Annotated in this window: 15 protein-coding genes; 5 read left to right on the plus strand and 10 right to left on the minus strand. The window is 67.0% G+C overall.

The genetic code is table 11. The annotated features are described in order from the left end of the window. Nucleotides 1–62: 62 nt before the first annotated feature. The 4 genes from D9601_RS16905 to D9601_RS16920 all read right to left on the minus strand — a co-directional run bounded on the left by D9601_RS16905 (nt 63) and on the right by D9601_RS16920 (nt 3,434). Entirely contained in the window at nt 63–560 is a 498-nt protein-coding gene (locus tag D9601_RS16905; protein ID WP_198355395.1) for a DUF2141 domain-containing protein, read from the minus strand. Further along, nucleotides 560–1,264: a hypothetical protein gene (locus D9601_RS16910; RefSeq protein WP_198355265.1), complete on the minus strand. Its 705-nt coding sequence runs from the start codon at nt 1,262–1,264 to the stop codon at nt 560–562. The genes D9601_RS16905 and D9601_RS16910 overlap by 1 nt, the downstream gene beginning before the upstream one ends. A 227-nt stretch (nt 1,265–1,491) precedes the next feature. After that, nucleotides 1,492–2,646, minus strand: coding sequence for a glycosyltransferase (locus tag D9601_RS16915; RefSeq protein WP_198355266.1), 1,155 nt, complete (start codon nt 2,644–2,646; stop codon nt 1,492–1,494). Then, nucleotides 2,634–3,434, minus strand: coding sequence for a DUF2334 domain-containing protein (locus tag D9601_RS16920; RefSeq protein WP_198355267.1), 801 nt, complete (start codon nt 3,432–3,434; stop codon nt 2,634–2,636). Before D9601_RS16920 ends, D9601_RS16915 begins: the two co-directional genes overlap by 13 nt. Nucleotides 3,435–3,735: 301 nt before the next feature. On the opposite strand from D9601_RS16920, the gene D9601_RS16925 reads away from it, so the two are divergent. Next, entirely contained in the window at nt 3,736–3,963 is a 228-nt protein-coding gene (locus tag D9601_RS16925; RefSeq protein ID WP_198355268.1) for a hypothetical protein, read from the plus strand. Nucleotides 3,964–4,062: 99 nt separating this feature from the next. Here the strand turns inward: D9601_RS16925 and D9601_RS16930 are convergent, their stop codons facing one another. The 3 genes from D9601_RS16930 to D9601_RS16940 form a co-directional block, all read right to left on the minus strand. Then, on the minus strand, nt 4,063–6,390 hold the full coding sequence (locus D9601_RS16930; RefSeq protein WP_198355269.1) for a TonB-dependent receptor domain-containing protein: 2,328 nt from the start codon (nt 6,388–6,390) through the stop codon (nt 4,063–4,065). Next, nucleotides 6,353–7,309, minus strand: coding sequence for a FecR family protein (locus D9601_RS16935; RefSeq protein ID WP_198355270.1), 957 nt, complete (start codon nt 7,307–7,309; stop codon nt 6,353–6,355). The genes D9601_RS16930 and D9601_RS16935 overlap by 38 nt, the downstream gene beginning before the upstream one ends. 77 nt (nt 7,310–7,386) lie before the next feature. Further along, nucleotides 7,387–7,926 carry an RNA polymerase sigma factor gene (locus D9601_RS16940; RefSeq protein WP_198355271.1) on the minus strand — a complete coding sequence of 180 codons (540 nt, stop codon included), beginning with the start codon at nt 7,924–7,926 and terminating at the stop codon, nt 7,387–7,389. A 129-nt stretch (nt 7,927–8,055) separates the two neighbouring features. Between D9601_RS16940 and D9601_RS16945 the strand changes: the two genes are divergently transcribed. The 4 genes from D9601_RS16945 to D9601_RS16960 all read left to right on the plus strand — a co-directional run bounded on the left by D9601_RS16945 (nt 8,056) and on the right by D9601_RS16960 (nt 12,558). Further along, entirely contained in the window at nt 8,056–9,219 is a 1,164-nt protein-coding gene (locus D9601_RS16945) for a glycosyltransferase (protein ID WP_198355396.1), read from the plus strand. A 12-nt stretch (nt 9,220–9,231) separates the two neighbouring features. After that, nucleotides 9,232–10,431, plus strand: a complete 1,200-nt coding sequence (locus D9601_RS16950; protein WP_198355272.1) for an LptF/LptG family permease — start codon at nt 9,232–9,234, stop codon at nt 10,429–10,431. 770 nt (nt 10,432–11,201) lie between these two features. Beyond that, nucleotides 11,202–11,747: a cytochrome b gene (locus D9601_RS16955; RefSeq protein WP_198355397.1), complete on the plus strand. Its 546-nt coding sequence runs from the start codon at nt 11,202–11,204 to the stop codon at nt 11,745–11,747. Nucleotides 11,748–11,889: 142 nt separating this feature from the next. Further along, nucleotides 11,890–12,558: a VIT1/CCC1 transporter family protein gene (locus D9601_RS16960; protein WP_232474343.1), complete on the plus strand. Its 669-nt coding sequence runs from the start codon at nt 11,890–11,892 to the stop codon at nt 12,556–12,558. 261 nt (nt 12,559–12,819) lie between these two features. Here D9601_RS16960 and D9601_RS16965 read toward each other — a convergent pair whose 3' ends face one another. From D9601_RS16965 to D9601_RS16975, 3 genes are read right to left on the minus strand one after another with little or no spacing between them, the layout of a single operon-like run. Continuing rightward, nucleotides 12,820–13,707, minus strand: coding sequence for a protein-L-isoaspartate(D-aspartate) O-methyltransferase (locus D9601_RS16965; protein WP_232474344.1), 888 nt, complete (start codon nt 13,705–13,707; stop codon nt 12,820–12,822). Next, nucleotides 13,704–14,498: a phosphatase PAP2 family protein gene (locus D9601_RS16970; RefSeq protein ID WP_232474364.1), complete on the minus strand. Its 795-nt coding sequence runs from the start codon at nt 14,496–14,498 to the stop codon at nt 13,704–13,706. The genes D9601_RS16965 and D9601_RS16970 overlap by 4 nt, the downstream gene beginning before the upstream one ends. A 5-nt stretch (nt 14,499–14,503) precedes the next feature. Then, nucleotides 14,504–14,938 (minus strand): EamA family transporter, encoded by a 435-nt coding sequence (locus D9601_RS16975; protein ID WP_198355275.1) that lies wholly within the window; start codon nt 14,936–14,938, stop codon nt 14,504–14,506. Nucleotides 14,939–14,946 lie beyond the last annotated feature (8 nt).

A 14,946-nucleotide genomic window follows, 5' to 3' on the forward strand; every position in this document is an offset into this window, starting at 1 on the left:
CACGTCCCTCTAGTCAAATCGAACGGCGGCCCGGTGGCGATGCCCTGAGCTTGGCGTCCGCGTCATCGCGCGTCCGGTCGCATCGCCAGCCCGTGGCGGTAATTGATCAAGACGCGGATCGGGGTGATACCGCCGCCCGCATCGACCGACACGGAGCGAGCTTTCGGTTTGGACCAGCCTAATCGCGGATTGCCGGCGAACCCGATCCCGTCGCCTGAGACGTTGAACCGGTGATCGCTGTTTCGATCGTGCAGGAGGCTCACCGCGTAGCGGCCCGCGTGCGGCAGCCGCACACACAATCGCACAGGCCCGGACCTTGGGATGACCGCCTCGACGCGCCGAAACGTCTTGCCCTCCGCGACTAGATGGCTGTCGTCCGCCAGGAAGTCCTCGTCGGTGGCTGGATAGACTTCGAGCTTGAGGAGCCCCGTCCTGTCCCGCAATCCGACCGCTTCGACCATCAAGGCAGGGCCGGGTTCGCTGGGCCTGCACGCGCCGGCGGCCTTGCCGAGGTCGAGGTTCGAGCCGGCCTGCAAGGCGATAAGGGTAAGCGGCAGCATCACGCTTCGGCGACCTTCTTGGCGAGTGCGGCGGCAGCCGAGCAAATCGCCACGACGACGTGGGTGGCGATGACGAGACTGCCGATCAGTGCGATGGCCGGCACGACGGCGGCGCCGCGCCCCAGCAGCGCCGCAACCAAGCCGGCGAAAACAACTTCCTTGGCGGGGAGGAACGGCAGCCGCGAGAGCATCAGGCGCAGCGTCGCGAGCACGAGAAGTCCGTCCAGCCGCAGTTCGGGAAGCAGCAGGTGCCAAAGCATCCCCAGCAGCAAAAGCGAGCCAGCTATACGCGCGGCATGGACCGCGGTGATGGTCCACAAGTCTTTAGCGGGAAGCGAGAACAGCCGGCGCCTGAGCAGAAACATGGTCATGGACGCGGAGGCGATCAGCCCTGCCGAAATGGCGAAAGTGCGTCCGAGCGGTCCCACCACGAAGGGAGCCACGATCGGCCAGTTCACTGCCATCAGAACGAGCGTGGCGAGATTGCCCGCGATCGCCGACAGCATGGCCACATCCTTCACCGCCCCGAATGGCGAGGTCGAGAGCTTTGCGTGTCGCCGCGCCCAAAGGTAGAACTGAGCTTCGCCCGAGTAGCCGAATACCAGTTCGTTGGTGACTTGTTTGCGCACGAGCGCGGCTAAACCTAGCGGCGGCAGCTTCCAGAGGCGGCGGAAGATGGTGAATTCGCAGATCGGTGAGATCAAGTAGCAGGCAACGAAGGCCAGCCAGAAAGCCGGATCAACCGGAGCTGACCGAGCGGCGAGAGCGAGGCTGTCACGCCCAAGCGCCAAGCAAACCGCAACGGTACAGCCGACTGACAGAAGCGCGCCTGCCCACCAGTGGAGGTCGGCCGGAGGGCGTCCCCAAGAGACAATTCCGCCCCTGCTCTCCGTTCCGGGTTGGACGGGAATCGCGGTCACTGCGGAGCCGCTCACCGCGTCACCTCCTCGAACCGCGCAGCCTTGACTTGGCTCGACTTCCTTACTTTCTCTCGGCTCATCATCCCTCGCATTGCGGCCAGATATTGTTCCGCCGCGCCTTCCAGCGTGAAACCTCGCGCGCGTTCCCGCGCAGCGGTGCGGTCGAACGGTCGGCTCGGCTCGGCACGAAGCGCCGCGCCCAGCAGCGTGGCATCCCCGGCAGGTACGATCGTGCCAAGCCCGCCGTGGAGCAGCGCACGCACGCCGGGGCCGCAATCCGTCGAGACGACCCGCAACCCGGCCGCGAGTGCCTCGACGAGCATTGCAGGCACCCCTTCGTAACGGGACGAGATCAGAAGTACGTCGTGGCAGAGCATTCGGCCGGCCGCGTCCGGCACGTGGCCTGCGAAGGTCACCCGATTGCTGATCCCCAGGGTGATTGAGAGCCGCTCGAGGGGCTGGCGGAGCGGGCCGTCGCCGAACAGCGTCAGCGTATCATCCTGACCGGCACCAGCGGCAAAGGCCCGGAGCATGGTGGCGTGGTCCTTCTGGGGGACGAGCCTGCCAACGGCGATGTAACGGATCTTGCCGCTCATTCCGAAGGACGTGCCGCCGCGCGACCGAAGCTGCGCCGCGTCAATGGCCGGGTCCGGCACAACGACGCAATCCACGTCGCCCAGATGCTTCTCGAGGGATGGCAGGATGGCCGGCTCCATTACCACCCATCGGTCGATGAACCGGGTCTGCAGCCGCAGCCAGGCGGACCAAGCGGCGCGAGGACCTCGAGGCAGGTCGGAGCGGCCGAGGTCGTTGCTTATCTTGGCGAGGACGGGTGGGCAGCGCTTGCCGAGCGCGAGCTTCAGGGCCACAGCGACGACCGTGTAGGTGCTCCCAGCGCAGAACACCACGTCGGGTCTGGTCCGCCGCACATGTCCGGGCAGTTTAAAGATCATCCATGCCGTCTCGCACCAGGCGGTGCCCCAGCGGGGCTGATGGGGCACGTGGAACGTCAACCCCGCCGCGAACTCGTCCCGAAGTGCCCCCTCGGCGCGCCCGAGAAAGAGCGGCGCGTCGGTACCAAGCTCGCGCCATCGGCGCACGAGGCGCAGCGCCACGCGTTCGACCCCGCCCGGCTCGAAGCTGTGAAGGAACGTCAGGACGCGCATGCGGCGTCTGCCTGGAGATCGGCGTAACGGCTCACTTGGCGCGAGCGGCGCATCGTCGCCACCGTTTCTGAGATGCTGTCCATCACCTGCGGTTCGCCGCAATCGCCCGGGTGGACCCCTATCCGCATAACTCGAAAAAAGGGCATTCGGCGGGCGACTTCCGCGACGGCGAGCGACGATGCCATGCGGCCCGGCGTCCGGGTCGCCCAGGTGACCACGGGCGAGAACGCCAAGGTAGCGTCGCGAGCCGGATCCCACACCCGCCAGTGGTCCTCCGCCATCGCGATCTCGGCATCGGCCAACGCCGCCTTCGCGCCCTTCCCGTAGAGCCAGGCGGGCGCCACGAAGCCTGTAATGGCGACGCCCGTAACGTCCTCAAGAAGTCGTCGACCCATCTCGATCCGGATCGTCGCCTCGACGTGGCTGAGCCCGAGAAACTCCCCCTCCCCCGCCGTCAGGTGCCGGGCCTTCAGCCTGTCCAGCCTGGAGGCATGTTCCACATCGTCGCGGTGCGAGTGGCCGTGGAGGAACATCTCGACTCCCTGCTCCGCCCAGGCGCGAAGGCGCGAGGCAAAGGCCGAGCCACGGACAATCGGGGAGCGGTTCCAGAAATTCGGCACGACGAGCATCGCCATGCGATCGCCGCCGACCTGAAGAAGCGCCTCACGAAGCCGATCCACGTCGCCCTCGTGCCTTGGGCACACGTCGTGGATGGAGAGCAGCAGACGCTTGGGCGGCGTTCCGGCAGGCGAGCTGATTTCAGGGTTGTCGATCGTCTGAAGCGGCATCCTCTGCACGACGCCGACCGCGCGCGGAACCGCAGTCCGTCTTCGCCGACCGCACAATGCGTCGGATGCACCCGCAAGAACTGGCCGCTCCAGCGCCTAGTCCAGACGACTCAGTCGGGAGGCGTTCAAAGCGTGCAGCGGTGGCACCGGCCGGCGGCGGCAACTCAAAGCGCCCGACACGATCGCGACGAGCTGCGGTTGCGCCAGTTGGCGGCGTCATTCCCGGAGTGGCGAAACGGCGAAGGACAGTGAGAGCCATTATCCCGTCAGGGCCGAAGCGGATACTGCCGGCCGGGCGCCTGTGCCGGCACCGCTGATCGCCGCAGCGGGCGTAATCGCCGCAGGTCCATTCGCCGCGGCCCTTGCGGCGGGACTGCGAACCGGCCGGATATCGGTGGCCGCCTGGGCCGGGATCAACGCCGACCGCGGCGCACAACCAGTGCTGTTTTGGCTGCTGGTCTTCTTCAACGCCGCGATGGCAGTCGCCCTGATCTGCGCCGCGGCTACCATCGTCGATGGCTCGGCGTAAGGTGCACACCCCGAGCGAAATTGTGTCGCTAGCTCTATGGCGAAGCACGACTGCACCCTGGGGTGCCCGCCGGCATGGCGCCGGATAGAACCCCCCGCGTCAGAAGCGGTGCGCCAGCCCGAGCCTGATGGAACGCGGTCGCAACGGCGTATACTCGCGCTCACTGCGGACCCTGAACGGGTTGCCAAAGGCGAACGTATCCGCACGGGCGTCCAGCAGATTGTCGACGTGGAGGCGTAACTCCAATCCGCCGACCGAAGTCGAAGCACCGGCCCTCACGGCGGCGTAGCCGCCCATCGAGCGATCCAGACCCGTATCGAAACTGAGGCGCGAGCGGCCGACATAGTTCGCTGCCACGTTCAGGTCCAAGCGGGAGCCGGCGATCTCTATGGTTCTTGACGCCTCCAACCGGGCTGTAAGGTCCGGCACAACCGGCAGACGGGGATCCCTGGGCAGGTCGGCTCCGTCCACGCCACGCTCGAGGCGGGATCGCTGGGCCACAGCTCCGGCGCGCAGGCGCCATCCGCCGGGCCGCCACTCGGCCGAGAGTTCCGCCCCGACAATGAGCGCGTCGCCGGCGTTCCGGGTCGCGACGAGGCCGTCCTCCTGCAGATAGTCGGACTGCACATTGCTCCAGGTCGTCCGGAATGCGCCGCCCGAAAAGGAGAGTAGACCGTCCGCCAGAACCAGACGTGTGCCGATGTCGAGGCTCCGGACTTCGTCCGCGTCATAGCGCCCGCTCCGAAGATTGGCCGGATCAAGCCCCCCCGGGCGAAAGGCGGAGCCAAAACGCAGATAGACGAGCCTGTCTGGCGCGATGGCAAAGGTGAGCGACGCGCTGGGCGTAAATCCCACCTTTGCCTTGGCCTTCGCAGCAGGTGCCCCGCCCTGTTCCAGCCGCTCGTCGTCGGTGGTCGCGCGGAACAGCCTTCCGCCGGCCCCGAGCCGCAACCGGCCCACGAGAGACGTTGACGCATCCGCAAAGATGGCCGTTTCGCTGACAGCCCGGTGAAGAAAGAAGAAGGGGGCGTCAGCGGCGTCCACGCCCCGTAGGTCGCCAGTCGCCCGCGTCGTTGCCGAGAGATAGGAAGCGCCGACTAACCAGGGGACGCGGCGATTCGGCGCCGAGGCAATCCTCACCTCTTGGTCGAAGACCCGGTGCGCACGCCGATCGCGGTAAGTGCTTACGTCGGGGCGACCCAGCGCCGCGGCAGATGCGGAGGCGTCAAAAACGTCCGTGCGATCCTGCCAGGCGTGACTGGAAGCTGCGGTTAGACGGAGTTCACCAACAGGGCCTTCGACGGTCACGTGGGCTAGCCGGAACAATCCCCTCGACGGTTCCGGCACCCGCGCCGAGCGCGCGAGGTCCTCTGCGTCCCGGTCAACATACTGGCTGTCGCGTTGCAGGATGCGCTGGATCGCGCCACCGAAGTCGACGGTCCATCCGGCAGCGGGCGCAACGCGGACGGCGGCCCTGCCGCCGGAGGTCAGCGAGGCGTTCACGTCGCGGCGGCCGCCCGCGTCATCTACCCAGCCGCCTTGCGTCGCAGAATAGGCCACGAGCCTGATAGCGGCGGAGTTGCCGATAAGGGGCAAGTTCGCCATCACCGTCGCGTCCGCCCCCGGACCGCCGGCGTGGACGATGCCGAAACCTATGTCTGCTGAGGCGTCGGCTGCCCCCAGCACCGGGCGGTTCGTCACCACACGCAACACGCCGCCGAGAGCGCCCGTCCCGTAAAGCGGTCCCTGCGGCCCCTTGAGGATCTCCACCCGCGCGACGTCAGCCAGGCGCAGTCCCGGCTCGGGCGCATCGTAGGTCACGCGGGCATTGTCGATGATCAAGCTGACGGTCGATTGGCTGAACCCGTTGAACGGGCTGTCAGCAATACCGCGGATAAACGGCCGATCCCGGCCAGGTCCAAGGTTAGTGAGGCTGAGCCCCTCCACCGCACGGGCGACGTCGTGGGCATCCGCCCGAGCGCCCTGCGGTCGTCCTGCCCCGTCCGGCTCGTAAACGGCGACCGGCGCCGGCACACGCGATAGCTGCTCGGCGAGCTTGCGCCCGGTCACCACAATGTCCGGCGGGGGCGGCGCGGGTTTGGGTGATCTCGTGGATACCGATGGTTTCGCGTCCGGGACCAGGCGCCAGGTAGAGGGCCCGACGCGCTCGGCGCGCAAGCCCGATCGCGCGGTCATGCGGTTAAGCGCCTCGCCCGCCTCCATGCGGCCGCGCACGGCGACACTGGTCCGCCCGCGCAATGCCTCACCCGTACCGACGGAAATCCCGGTCTGGCCGGCCAGCGTCGCGAGCGCGTCGGCGAGGTCGCCGGCCGGTATGTCGACCCTGAACCGCCGGTCCGCGGCCTGCGCCTCCCCAGTGATGCAGGTGCTAGCGAGGAGCGCCGTCGCCCAAACGGATAGTCTCACCGTCCCTCCGCGCCTGGAGCCCCGCCGAAGCCGCAAGTGCCTCAGCCATCGTATCCCCGCGCGCGGGGGTCAAAACGCCCGAGAACGGCCTCGACCGCACCGCGGCGTCGACTTCGACTGGACGACCGGAGGCGCGTGCCACGTCGGCCGCCACTAGGCCGAGCGGCACCCGGTCGTACAAGAGCGGCCCAGGCTGCCGCCAGCCGCCGACCTGCTTCGCGCCAATCGTCGCCGTCGTCATCGTACCGTCAGCATAGCCGGTGAGCGCGTGCCCAGCACCGAGCTCGACCTCCTCGCTTCCCAAACGCGACTTGATCGCCACCCGTCCCTCCGCCACGGCGACCCGCATCTGACCGGTGCCCGTCACGACGTCGAAACGCGTGCCCACGTCCCTGATCTCATAACCTTCGGCGCGAACAACCAGTTCGCGGGCGGGATTGTGATCGACGTCGAACAACGCGCGGCCCGAAAGCTTCAGCCGATGCCCTTCGGTGTTGTCGGCAACGAGCACGCTGCCTGGCGCCAGGGCGACGCGCGCGCCGCCACCGAGGTCGATCGACCGCGTGGAGACCGTCGCCCTGTATTCCACGGGCGATCGATCGCGGCTTGGCTGCTGCAGCGTGAAAACCCCTACCGCGAGCGCCGCAGCGACTGCGGCGGCGGCCGGCCAGCGCCAGCGAGCCGGCCGTTCGCGCGCCGCCACGATGCGGTCGGTCGCAAGCGAGCGTACTGACGAACTGCTTGAGCGCAATGCGTCGCGATGCCGGCTGATCCGCTCGTCGATCAGGGCGATGTCGTCAAAGGCGACGCGGTGACGCGGGTCCGCTTCAAGCCAGGACGTGAACGCGTCCCAGTCCATCGCGTCCCCGTCCTGAATGGCGTGCCATCGGGCCGCCTGCTCCGTGATATGGTCGCTCATGCCGCCCCAGCCCCATGGGCGTCTACACGCCGTTCCTCTTGTTCCGTCTGCATCAGACGCCGCCGACCGCTCATCCCTCAGTCCACTAACGTCCGGCGCAGGTGGGCCATGGCGACCGCCATGTGCTTTTCCACGCCGCTGCGGGTTATGCCGAGCGCTCGTGCCACCTCGGCATGTGGCATACCCTCTAGCTTGTGCATTCTAAACGCCCGACCCGCAGCCTCGGGTAGCGCCGCGATCGCGGCGGCGAGCGCCCCTGCCTCTTCGCGCGCCAGCAGGACCGCCTCGGCGTTTGCGCGCGCGTCCGCGGGCTCCGGTCCCGGCAGCGCCGCCCTTTGACCGTCCGCCCATTCCCCGTCGCGCGCCGCCCGCCTACGGCGTTCGCGCACGCGGTCGAGCGCGAGATTCTGGGCGGCCCGGTAAAGGTAGGCCCGCCCGTTCGAGACAGGGCCGGCAGCAACGCCGCGGCTAACCCGGATCCAGAGCTCCTGAAGCAGGTCCTCCGCTTCCCCGACATCCCCGAGGCGAGCGGTCAGAAAGCGGAGCAACTCGGGACGGAGTTCGCCGAGCAGCTGTGACAGTCCCGAGCCGGACGTTTGGGCTTCAGTTAGCTTCATGACGTGCGGTTACTCTGCCCGCCGCGCGCCTGCCGGACAAGTCGAATGCCTTGGCAACTGAGGAAATCGAGGAGCGCGCCGTCCCACTCGTGTCGGGGCCCGGCATTGGTCAAGCGCAGGAGAAGTCACATCAGGATTGTCGACGTCTGCGCCTTCTACACGCCGTACGGCGGCGGTGTGCGGACATATGTTCATCGCAAGCTCGCCGCGGCCGCGGCGGCAGGTCACGAGCTGGTGGTGCTTGCGCCTGGAGCGACGAACGGCTGGCGCGAGCTGCCGGGCGGCGGCATTCTCGCGACACTGGCTTCGCCGAAACTGCCGCTCGACCGCCGCTATCGGTATTTCGGCGACGAGGAGGCGCTACACCGAGCGCTTGACGAGTGGCGGCCTGACTTCGTTGAGGCATCTTCGCCTTGGGCGAGCGCGGCAATGGTTGCTAGGTGGCGGGGAACCGCTGGCCGTGCGCTTGTCATGCACGCCGACCCTCTGTCCGCATACGCCTACCGCTGGTTTGGCCGGATCGCGAGCACCGCGTCGATCGATCGTGGCTTCGACTGGTTCTGGCGCCACCTGCGCGAGCTGGACCGAGCGATGGACACCGTGGTCTGCGCGAGCCGCGACCTAGCCGGTCGCCTAGCTGCCGGCGGCCTGACGCGGGTCGCAACCATTCCGATGGGTGTCGAGCCAGGCGTGTTCTCTCCCGCACATCGCGATCTCAGCCTGCGGGCCGAACTTCTGGCGCGTTGCGAATTGCCCGCTGACGCGACTCTGCTGCTGGGCGTCGGCCGCTACTCTGCCGAGAAGCGGTGGGGCATGGTCATCGAGGCGGCAACTGCGGCGGGCGTAACCTCGCCGATCGGTCTCATCCTTCTCGGCGAGGGACGCTCCCACCGCGGACTTATGGCCCGCGCAGCCGGGTCACCGCACGTCGTCATTGGCGAAGCCGTGCGCGACCGGCGGCAGCTTGCGGCGATCATGGCAAGCGCAGACGCGCTCGTGCATGCCTGCGAGGCGGAGACGTTTTGCATGGTGGCGGCAGAGGCCGCGGCGAGCGGGCTGCCGATCATCGCGCCGGACCGCGGCGGCGCCGCCGACCACGCCGCACAAAACGGCGGACGGCTCTACCGCGCGGCGGATGTGGGCGCGTTACGGGACGCGCTGGCCGACTTCGCGTGCATCGCAAGGACGCGAGCGGCGTCGATGCCGGTGTCGGTACGGACGATGGACGAGCACTTTGGCGACTTGTTCGCCCTTTATGGCGGTTTCAGCCGGCCCGCCCTGCTCGCGGCCTGACTCCGCGAACACGTGCGCATCCTCGACACCTATCTGTTGAGGCGCGTCGCGGCCTGGCACCTTGGCATCCTAGTCGTCCTCGTCGCGATCCTGTCCATCGAGAACGTCCGCAGGCTGGCGACGGTGGTCGAGGGAACTGATGCGCCATTTGCCCTTCTGGGCCGTTTGATGGCCTGTTTGCTGCCGGAGTACTTGGCCATCGCGCTTCCCGTGGCGGCATTCCTCGCGTCTGCGCTGGCTATCCGCGGCCTGGCCCTGCGCGGCGAGTGGCAAATGTTTGGAGCACTCGGCATGCGACCGGCGCGCATCATGCTGGCTCCTATGCTGGTGGCGGCGCTTTCGGCGGGCGCTCAGCTGGCGGTCAGGTTCGAGATCGAGCCACGCGGCGAACGGGCGCTCGACGGCGTCTTCAGCGAGATTGCATCCGGTAGATACGGCGTGGCGCTGAAAGCAGGTGAGATCGTGCCGCTCGACGCCGACACCACCCTCGTCGCTGACCTCGCCCCGCTTCATGGCGACCGCGCCATGCACGACGTATTCATCAGGCGCGGAAATGACGTCTTCGCCGCGCGCACTGCGACTGCGGGCATCGACCCGAAGGGCGACGTAGTGGTGGACATGCTCGATGGACAAATAGTGCATCGCCGCAGCGACGGTAGTGCTCAGGTTGTGCGTTTTGCCCGCTTCGTCTTCCGCTCGGGTCCGGGTCGCATCAGCGCCGGGCTCCACTCGGCAGATGACCGCATGGATCGGCTACACTCGCGCGAGTTGCTCGCCGCCATCCGGCGGCAGGCCGGATCGACAATCGATCCACGACGGGCTGTTTCCACCGCCGCCGCGCGGCTGGCCAGCGGGGTGTTCTGCCTGCTATTGCCCTGGTTCGCGCTCGCCTTCGCGCCCCCGCCGCGACGTGGCATCGGTGGGGTCGCAATCCTGCTCGGCTTCGGCGTAATCGTCGCATTCCTGCGCACGTCGGCCTTGGTGGAGGGGCACGCGCTCGCCGCGCCGCTCTCTTCGGCGATCACGCACATGGCGGGCTGGTTGCTGCTCGCGAGAAGTGCGGTGAATTACGCAGCGCGCCATGGCGAGGGCGCTTGGGACATTGCCGTGGCCCGCTGGAGCCGTTTCCTCGTCGGGCAGTGGCGTGGCCCAATGCTGAGGGTGAGTCGTGCTGGTAACTGCCGACGAGGAACTGGAGCGACACTCGATTGATGCGAACCTGAACTGCACCCACAGCCAAGACGCGCGGAGTGGGTCGAAGTTTGGGTCGACTGCGAAGCCCTCCGTCGCTCGCGCGACGGGCTCGGCACGAAGGTCCATGCTGTGGTCGACCTGATCGACCTACCACAACGCTTCGCGCTCGGACCGGCCCACAGAACGAATTGAGGTGGAGCCATAGCTTTCGCCTGCGCTTCAATCGCAGTCTGAACTCGAATTTAGACAACAACTATTGGCGTCGAGAGCTTTATGCGACAAGCAATGATACGGGCCAGCGATGAGCATCTTGGCAAGCCAAAACACCACTCGGTTGAACGGAGCCTGATCTCGCAAGTCGGTGGTCTCGAAAACGCCTGTTTGCCCAGTTCTGCCTGGCAGAGTTCCAGTAACCCACCGCAGGAGAAAAAAAGAGTCTATTCTGCTTACCAAGTTGCGTTGGCCGACCCCCCGGACTCGCGCCAACGCGTGGTGCCGGCCAGTCCCCCCTGTGCTGGCCCGCACCACACCTTTAGCTCGAATACAAGCAATTTAGGTCAGCCGTAATGAGAACCGCCGAGGATATCTTCGACGGCCGGTCCAACAACTTCAGGGAGGAGAAGCCTTGGTACCGCCGCCCCTAACGCCGGGTGACGCCGGGACGGGCGCGCTTCCCAAGGCTGCCGCGTTGGTTCGTACGCTACGGGATGAGCCCCCGCGGGCATTTTGTGCGGAGGTGCCCGCCATACCGTTCGAGACGCCGCAGCGAAGGATGAGAGGAAGTAACACTGGATCGGTTCGTCACAACAAGCACCACAGGCTACGACCCGGTAGCGCGGGGCTTTCACTGGATAACGGTAGCCCTGCTGGGATTGCAGTTCGCCATTGCCTGGACGATGCCCGAGATCCATCGAGGGGTCAGACCTGTGGGCCTCATCGACTGGCATCTTTCCGTCGGTGCGCTCATCTTAGCATTGGTGTTAACGCGCCTGGGCTGGCGCTTAACCCACCGCCCGCCTCCTGCCCCGAGGGACTTGCCCTCTTTCCTACGTGTGACCGCGCGAATAACGCATTACGGCCTTTACGCGCTGCTGTTGATCCTCCCCCTGCTCGGCTGGGCAAACGCCTCCTCCCGCGGGTGGTCGGTCGGCCTATTCGGCCTGGTTTCGCTCCCGTCGATCGTTCCAGCGGGCTCGCCACTAGGCCACAGCCTAGGTGACGTTCACAAGACGCTGGCCACGGCATTGCTGGTTCTGATCGCGTTGCATGTGCTGGGGGCGCTCTACCATGCCTTGGTCCTCCGCGATGGGACGCTGCGGCGAATGCTGCCTTGAAGCCGCATCGCCATGTACACCCGTGCGAACAGGACATGAACCTCTCGCGCTGCACCTGTCTGCATCGTGCGGATCACAACGTCGCAAAGGTCGAGGTATCATCATGCGACTAAACTCATTTCCGGCTTCAGAAGCCCACTACATGACCCGCATCGGCTGGCTTCGAGCTGCCGTTCTCGGCGCTAATGACGGCCTACTATCGACATCTAGTGTGATTGTTGGAGTTGCGGCTGCCACGCCAGGGGGGCGTCAAGTCCTGATCAGCGGGATTGCGGCGCTGGTAGCAGGCGCGATGTCGATGGCTGCTGGCGAATATGTCTCCGTTAGCTCCCAGTCCGACACTGAAACGGCCGACCTGACTCGGGAGCGACGAGAGCTGTTGGAGAACCCCGAAGCAGAACAGCGCGAACTGGCCGCCATCTACGTCGGACGCGGCCTCACGGTCGAGCTTGCGGACGAGGTGGCTAGGCAGTTGATGGCGAGTGATGCACTCGCTGCCCACGCTCGGGACGAGTTGAGCATAACCGAAGTGTCTTCAGCTCGCCCCGTGCAGGCCGCGCTCGCATCGGCTGTGTCGTTCGCCGCAGGTGGCCTCTGGCCCGTGCTCAGCGTCTTGATCGCACCCGCGAAGAGCGTCGTTCCAGTGGTCGCCATGACGGCCTTGCTGGCTCTGGCGGTACTTGGCGCGGTAGGAGCGCGCGCCGGCGGCGCGCCGCCATTACGCGCCTTGATCCGGGTCGTCGTCTGGGGCGTGCTGGCGATGGCGATCACGTTCGGCGTGGGCCGGTTCTTTGGGACCTCGGCCGGCTAGCCTTCTGTCCGTCCGTCCCCACCCAACTCGGAAAGCCGCTCGTGGAGAGAAGCTTGAGCGGGTCGCGGCAGGCGTTTTGCCCGGCCGTGGCGACACGGCAGTCCCGAGGTCGTCAGATCGAGCTATTACCGGGTGGCGGGGCGATTCTGCGGGAGCGGCCCGTATCCTCGCCCTGATGCTGAGTCGCGGCACCAGGCGTCACGTCCATCCGCGAGCCATCTCTCCGCCGCGCCTGCAAGCGAACACTCGCGCGTATCCGGTTCAGGTCACGTCGGCGGCATGGCACTTCGGGATGGATCGGTCCATGAGCCCGCGACTGTCCGCCGGGCGCTGACCAGTCCCGGTCAGGTCGACGAACATCGCCCAGCCGAGTGAGCATCGCGTAATCGATCCGTTTGGACCCTTGGTATAGACGAGCAACTGCTCCTGCGCTCCAGTAGGCCCGATTGGCATTACTAGGCGCCCGCCCGGCTTCAGCTGGTCTAGAAGCGGCTGCGGGACCGCGGCCGCCCCTGCAGCGACGACGATCCCGTCGAAAGGCGCGTGTTCCGGCCAACCCGCGAAGCCATCGCCGGCGCGCACCTCGACGTTGCGGTAACCGAGCCGGTGTAGCCGCTTCGCAGCCTGCTCGGCGAGCGGCGCGACGATCTCGATCGAGGAGACGCGGCGCGCCAGCCCCGAGAGGATGGCGGCCTGGTAGCCAGAGCCGGTGCCCACATCGAGAACTTCGGCGTTCGGCGGAAGGCGAAGCTCTGCGGTCATAATCGCCTGGATGTACGCGTCAGAGATCGTCTGTCCGTAGCCAATCTGGAGCGGCGTTGGGAAGTAGGCGAGTTGCCGGGCCTCCTTGCTGACGAACTCTTCGCGCGGGATGGCGCCAATTAACTGGAGCACGCCCTCGAAACGCGCGTCGTCCACGTCAGGCGCGACTTTTCTCACTTCGCTGCGAATGCCGTCCACTAACTCGCGGCGCTTGACCGCGTAGCTGCGATGGTCGGCAGTTATGCGCTGGATGAGCGATAGATCGACCCAGCCGTCCTTCGAAAGTTCCGGCAGACCGGGGCGTGCACGCTGCCCATCAACGGCGGTCGCGCCCATGACCGCCAGCGGCGCTAGCAGCGCCGCCCCGACCACCGATGCTGTCCTCATGCCGTCTCGCCTCCGCCGTCCCATGAATCCAGACGTTGTGCCTGCACGCCCACCGCAGTCCGGCCTTCTTCAACGCGCAGGGTTATAGCCCACCAGAGTAAGGCCCAGCTGCCGCCGACCGCCCAGCCGGCGAGCACGTCCGTCGGCCAGTGCACGCCTAATAGGACGCGCGAACAGCCGATCAGGACGGTCAGGAACACGCCCGATCCCAGGACGTAGGCACGGGCCCGTCGAGTATCCTGCGCACGGGCGAGGAGCGCCCCCAGAGTGAGAAACACGATGGCTGAGTTGGTGGCGTGCCCGCTCGGATAGCTCAGCGAATGCACGTCAACGAGATGCGGCACGATGACGGGGCGGGCTCTAGCGAAGCCGAACTTGAGCAGGCTGCCGAGAGCCCTGCCGCTGGCGGTAGCGATGGTCAGAAGCGCCGCCAACGTCCAGTTCCGCGAGACCAGCAGGTAGCCGACGGCCAGCACTGTGAGCAACGTGAGCACGGTGACCCCGCCCAGCGCGGTTATATCAATGCTGGCGGCCTTGAGCCAAGCGGGGCCGATCGGCTGGGCAAGGTCGTCGGGCCGCCGCAGCGCCAACATCAGCCACCTGTCGAAGGTCGATGTCCCGTCCTCGCGGATTCCCGACCCGAGCCGCACCACCGCCAGCAGAGCGGCCGCGAGCACTACGAGGGCGACGATCAGGCGCGCTTCGCGCCGGACAAATGGTATGGGACCAGCGGCGGGACGGTTGATCGGCCGAACCCAGCCGGAACGGACGTGCTCCGGTTCCGACGACATCTCGCTCACCCGAGCGCCACGCAGACCGCGCCCGCGCCAATCAGCGCCACACCAGTCCAGCCCCGAAGCGAGAGGTGCTCGCCGAGCAGGGTCGCGCCCAGCACGGCGACGAGCACCACGCTCAGCTTATCAACCGGCGCCACCCGCGCGGCGTCGCCGACCTTCAGCGCGCGGAAGTAGCACAGCCACGACGCCCCGGTCGCCAGTCCGGAAAGGACCAGGAACACCCATGTCCGGAGGGCAATCGCGCCGACGCGGTCGAACTTGCCGGTCCCGGCCAGCAGCGCCGTCAGCACGACACCAATCACGATCGTGCGGAACAGCGTCGCGAGATCCGGGTCAACGCCGTCAACCCCGACCTTCGCGCAGACCGCGGTCAGCGCCGCGAAGGTCGCGGACAGGAGCGCCCAGGTCAGCCAGGGCGCGGCTCCGGCGATCATCGTCACCT

This window comes from Sphingomonas sp. MA1305, from assembly GCF_016107325.1.
In the GTDB taxonomy this organism is placed as follows: domain Bacteria; phylum Pseudomonadota; class Alphaproteobacteria; order Sphingomonadales; family Sphingomonadaceae; genus Sphingomonas.

What these genes read in the sequence shown, in the direction of transcription:
- D9601_RS16935 (WP_198355270.1), bottom strand. Translation starts at nt 7,309, where the DNA reads ATGAGCGACCATATCACGGAGCAGGCGGCCCGATGGCACGCCATTCAG.
- D9601_RS16965 (WP_232474344.1), bottom strand. Translation starts at nt 13,707, where the DNA reads ATGAGGACAGCATCGGTGGTCGGGGCGGCGCTGCTAGCGCCGCTGGCG.
- D9601_RS16940 (WP_198355271.1), bottom strand. Translation starts at nt 7,926, where the DNA reads ATGAAGCTAACTGAAGCCCAAACGTCCGGCTCGGGACTGTCACAGCTG.
- D9601_RS16915 (WP_198355266.1), bottom strand. Translation starts at nt 2,646, where the DNA reads ATGCGCGTCCTGACGTTCCTTCACAGCTTCGAGCCGGGCGGGGTCGAA.
- D9601_RS16970 (WP_232474364.1), bottom strand. Translation starts at nt 14,498, where the DNA reads ATGTCGTCGGAACCGGAGCACGTCCGTTCCGGCTGGGTTCGGCCGATC.
- D9601_RS16905 (WP_198355395.1), bottom strand. Translation starts at nt 560, where the DNA reads ATGCTGCCGCTTACCCTTATCGCCTTGCAGGCCGGCTCGAACCTCGAC.
- D9601_RS16975 (WP_198355275.1), bottom strand. Translation starts at nt 14,938, where the DNA reads ATGATCGCCGGAGCCGCGCCCTGGCTGACCTGGGCGCTCCTGTCCGCG.
- D9601_RS16960 (WP_232474343.1), top strand. Translation starts at nt 11,890, where the DNA reads ATGACCCGCATCGGCTGGCTTCGAGCTGCCGTTCTCGGCGCTAATGAC.
- D9601_RS16920 (WP_198355267.1), bottom strand. Translation starts at nt 3,434, where the DNA reads ATGCCGCTTCAGACGATCGACAACCCTGAAATCAGCTCGCCTGCCGGA.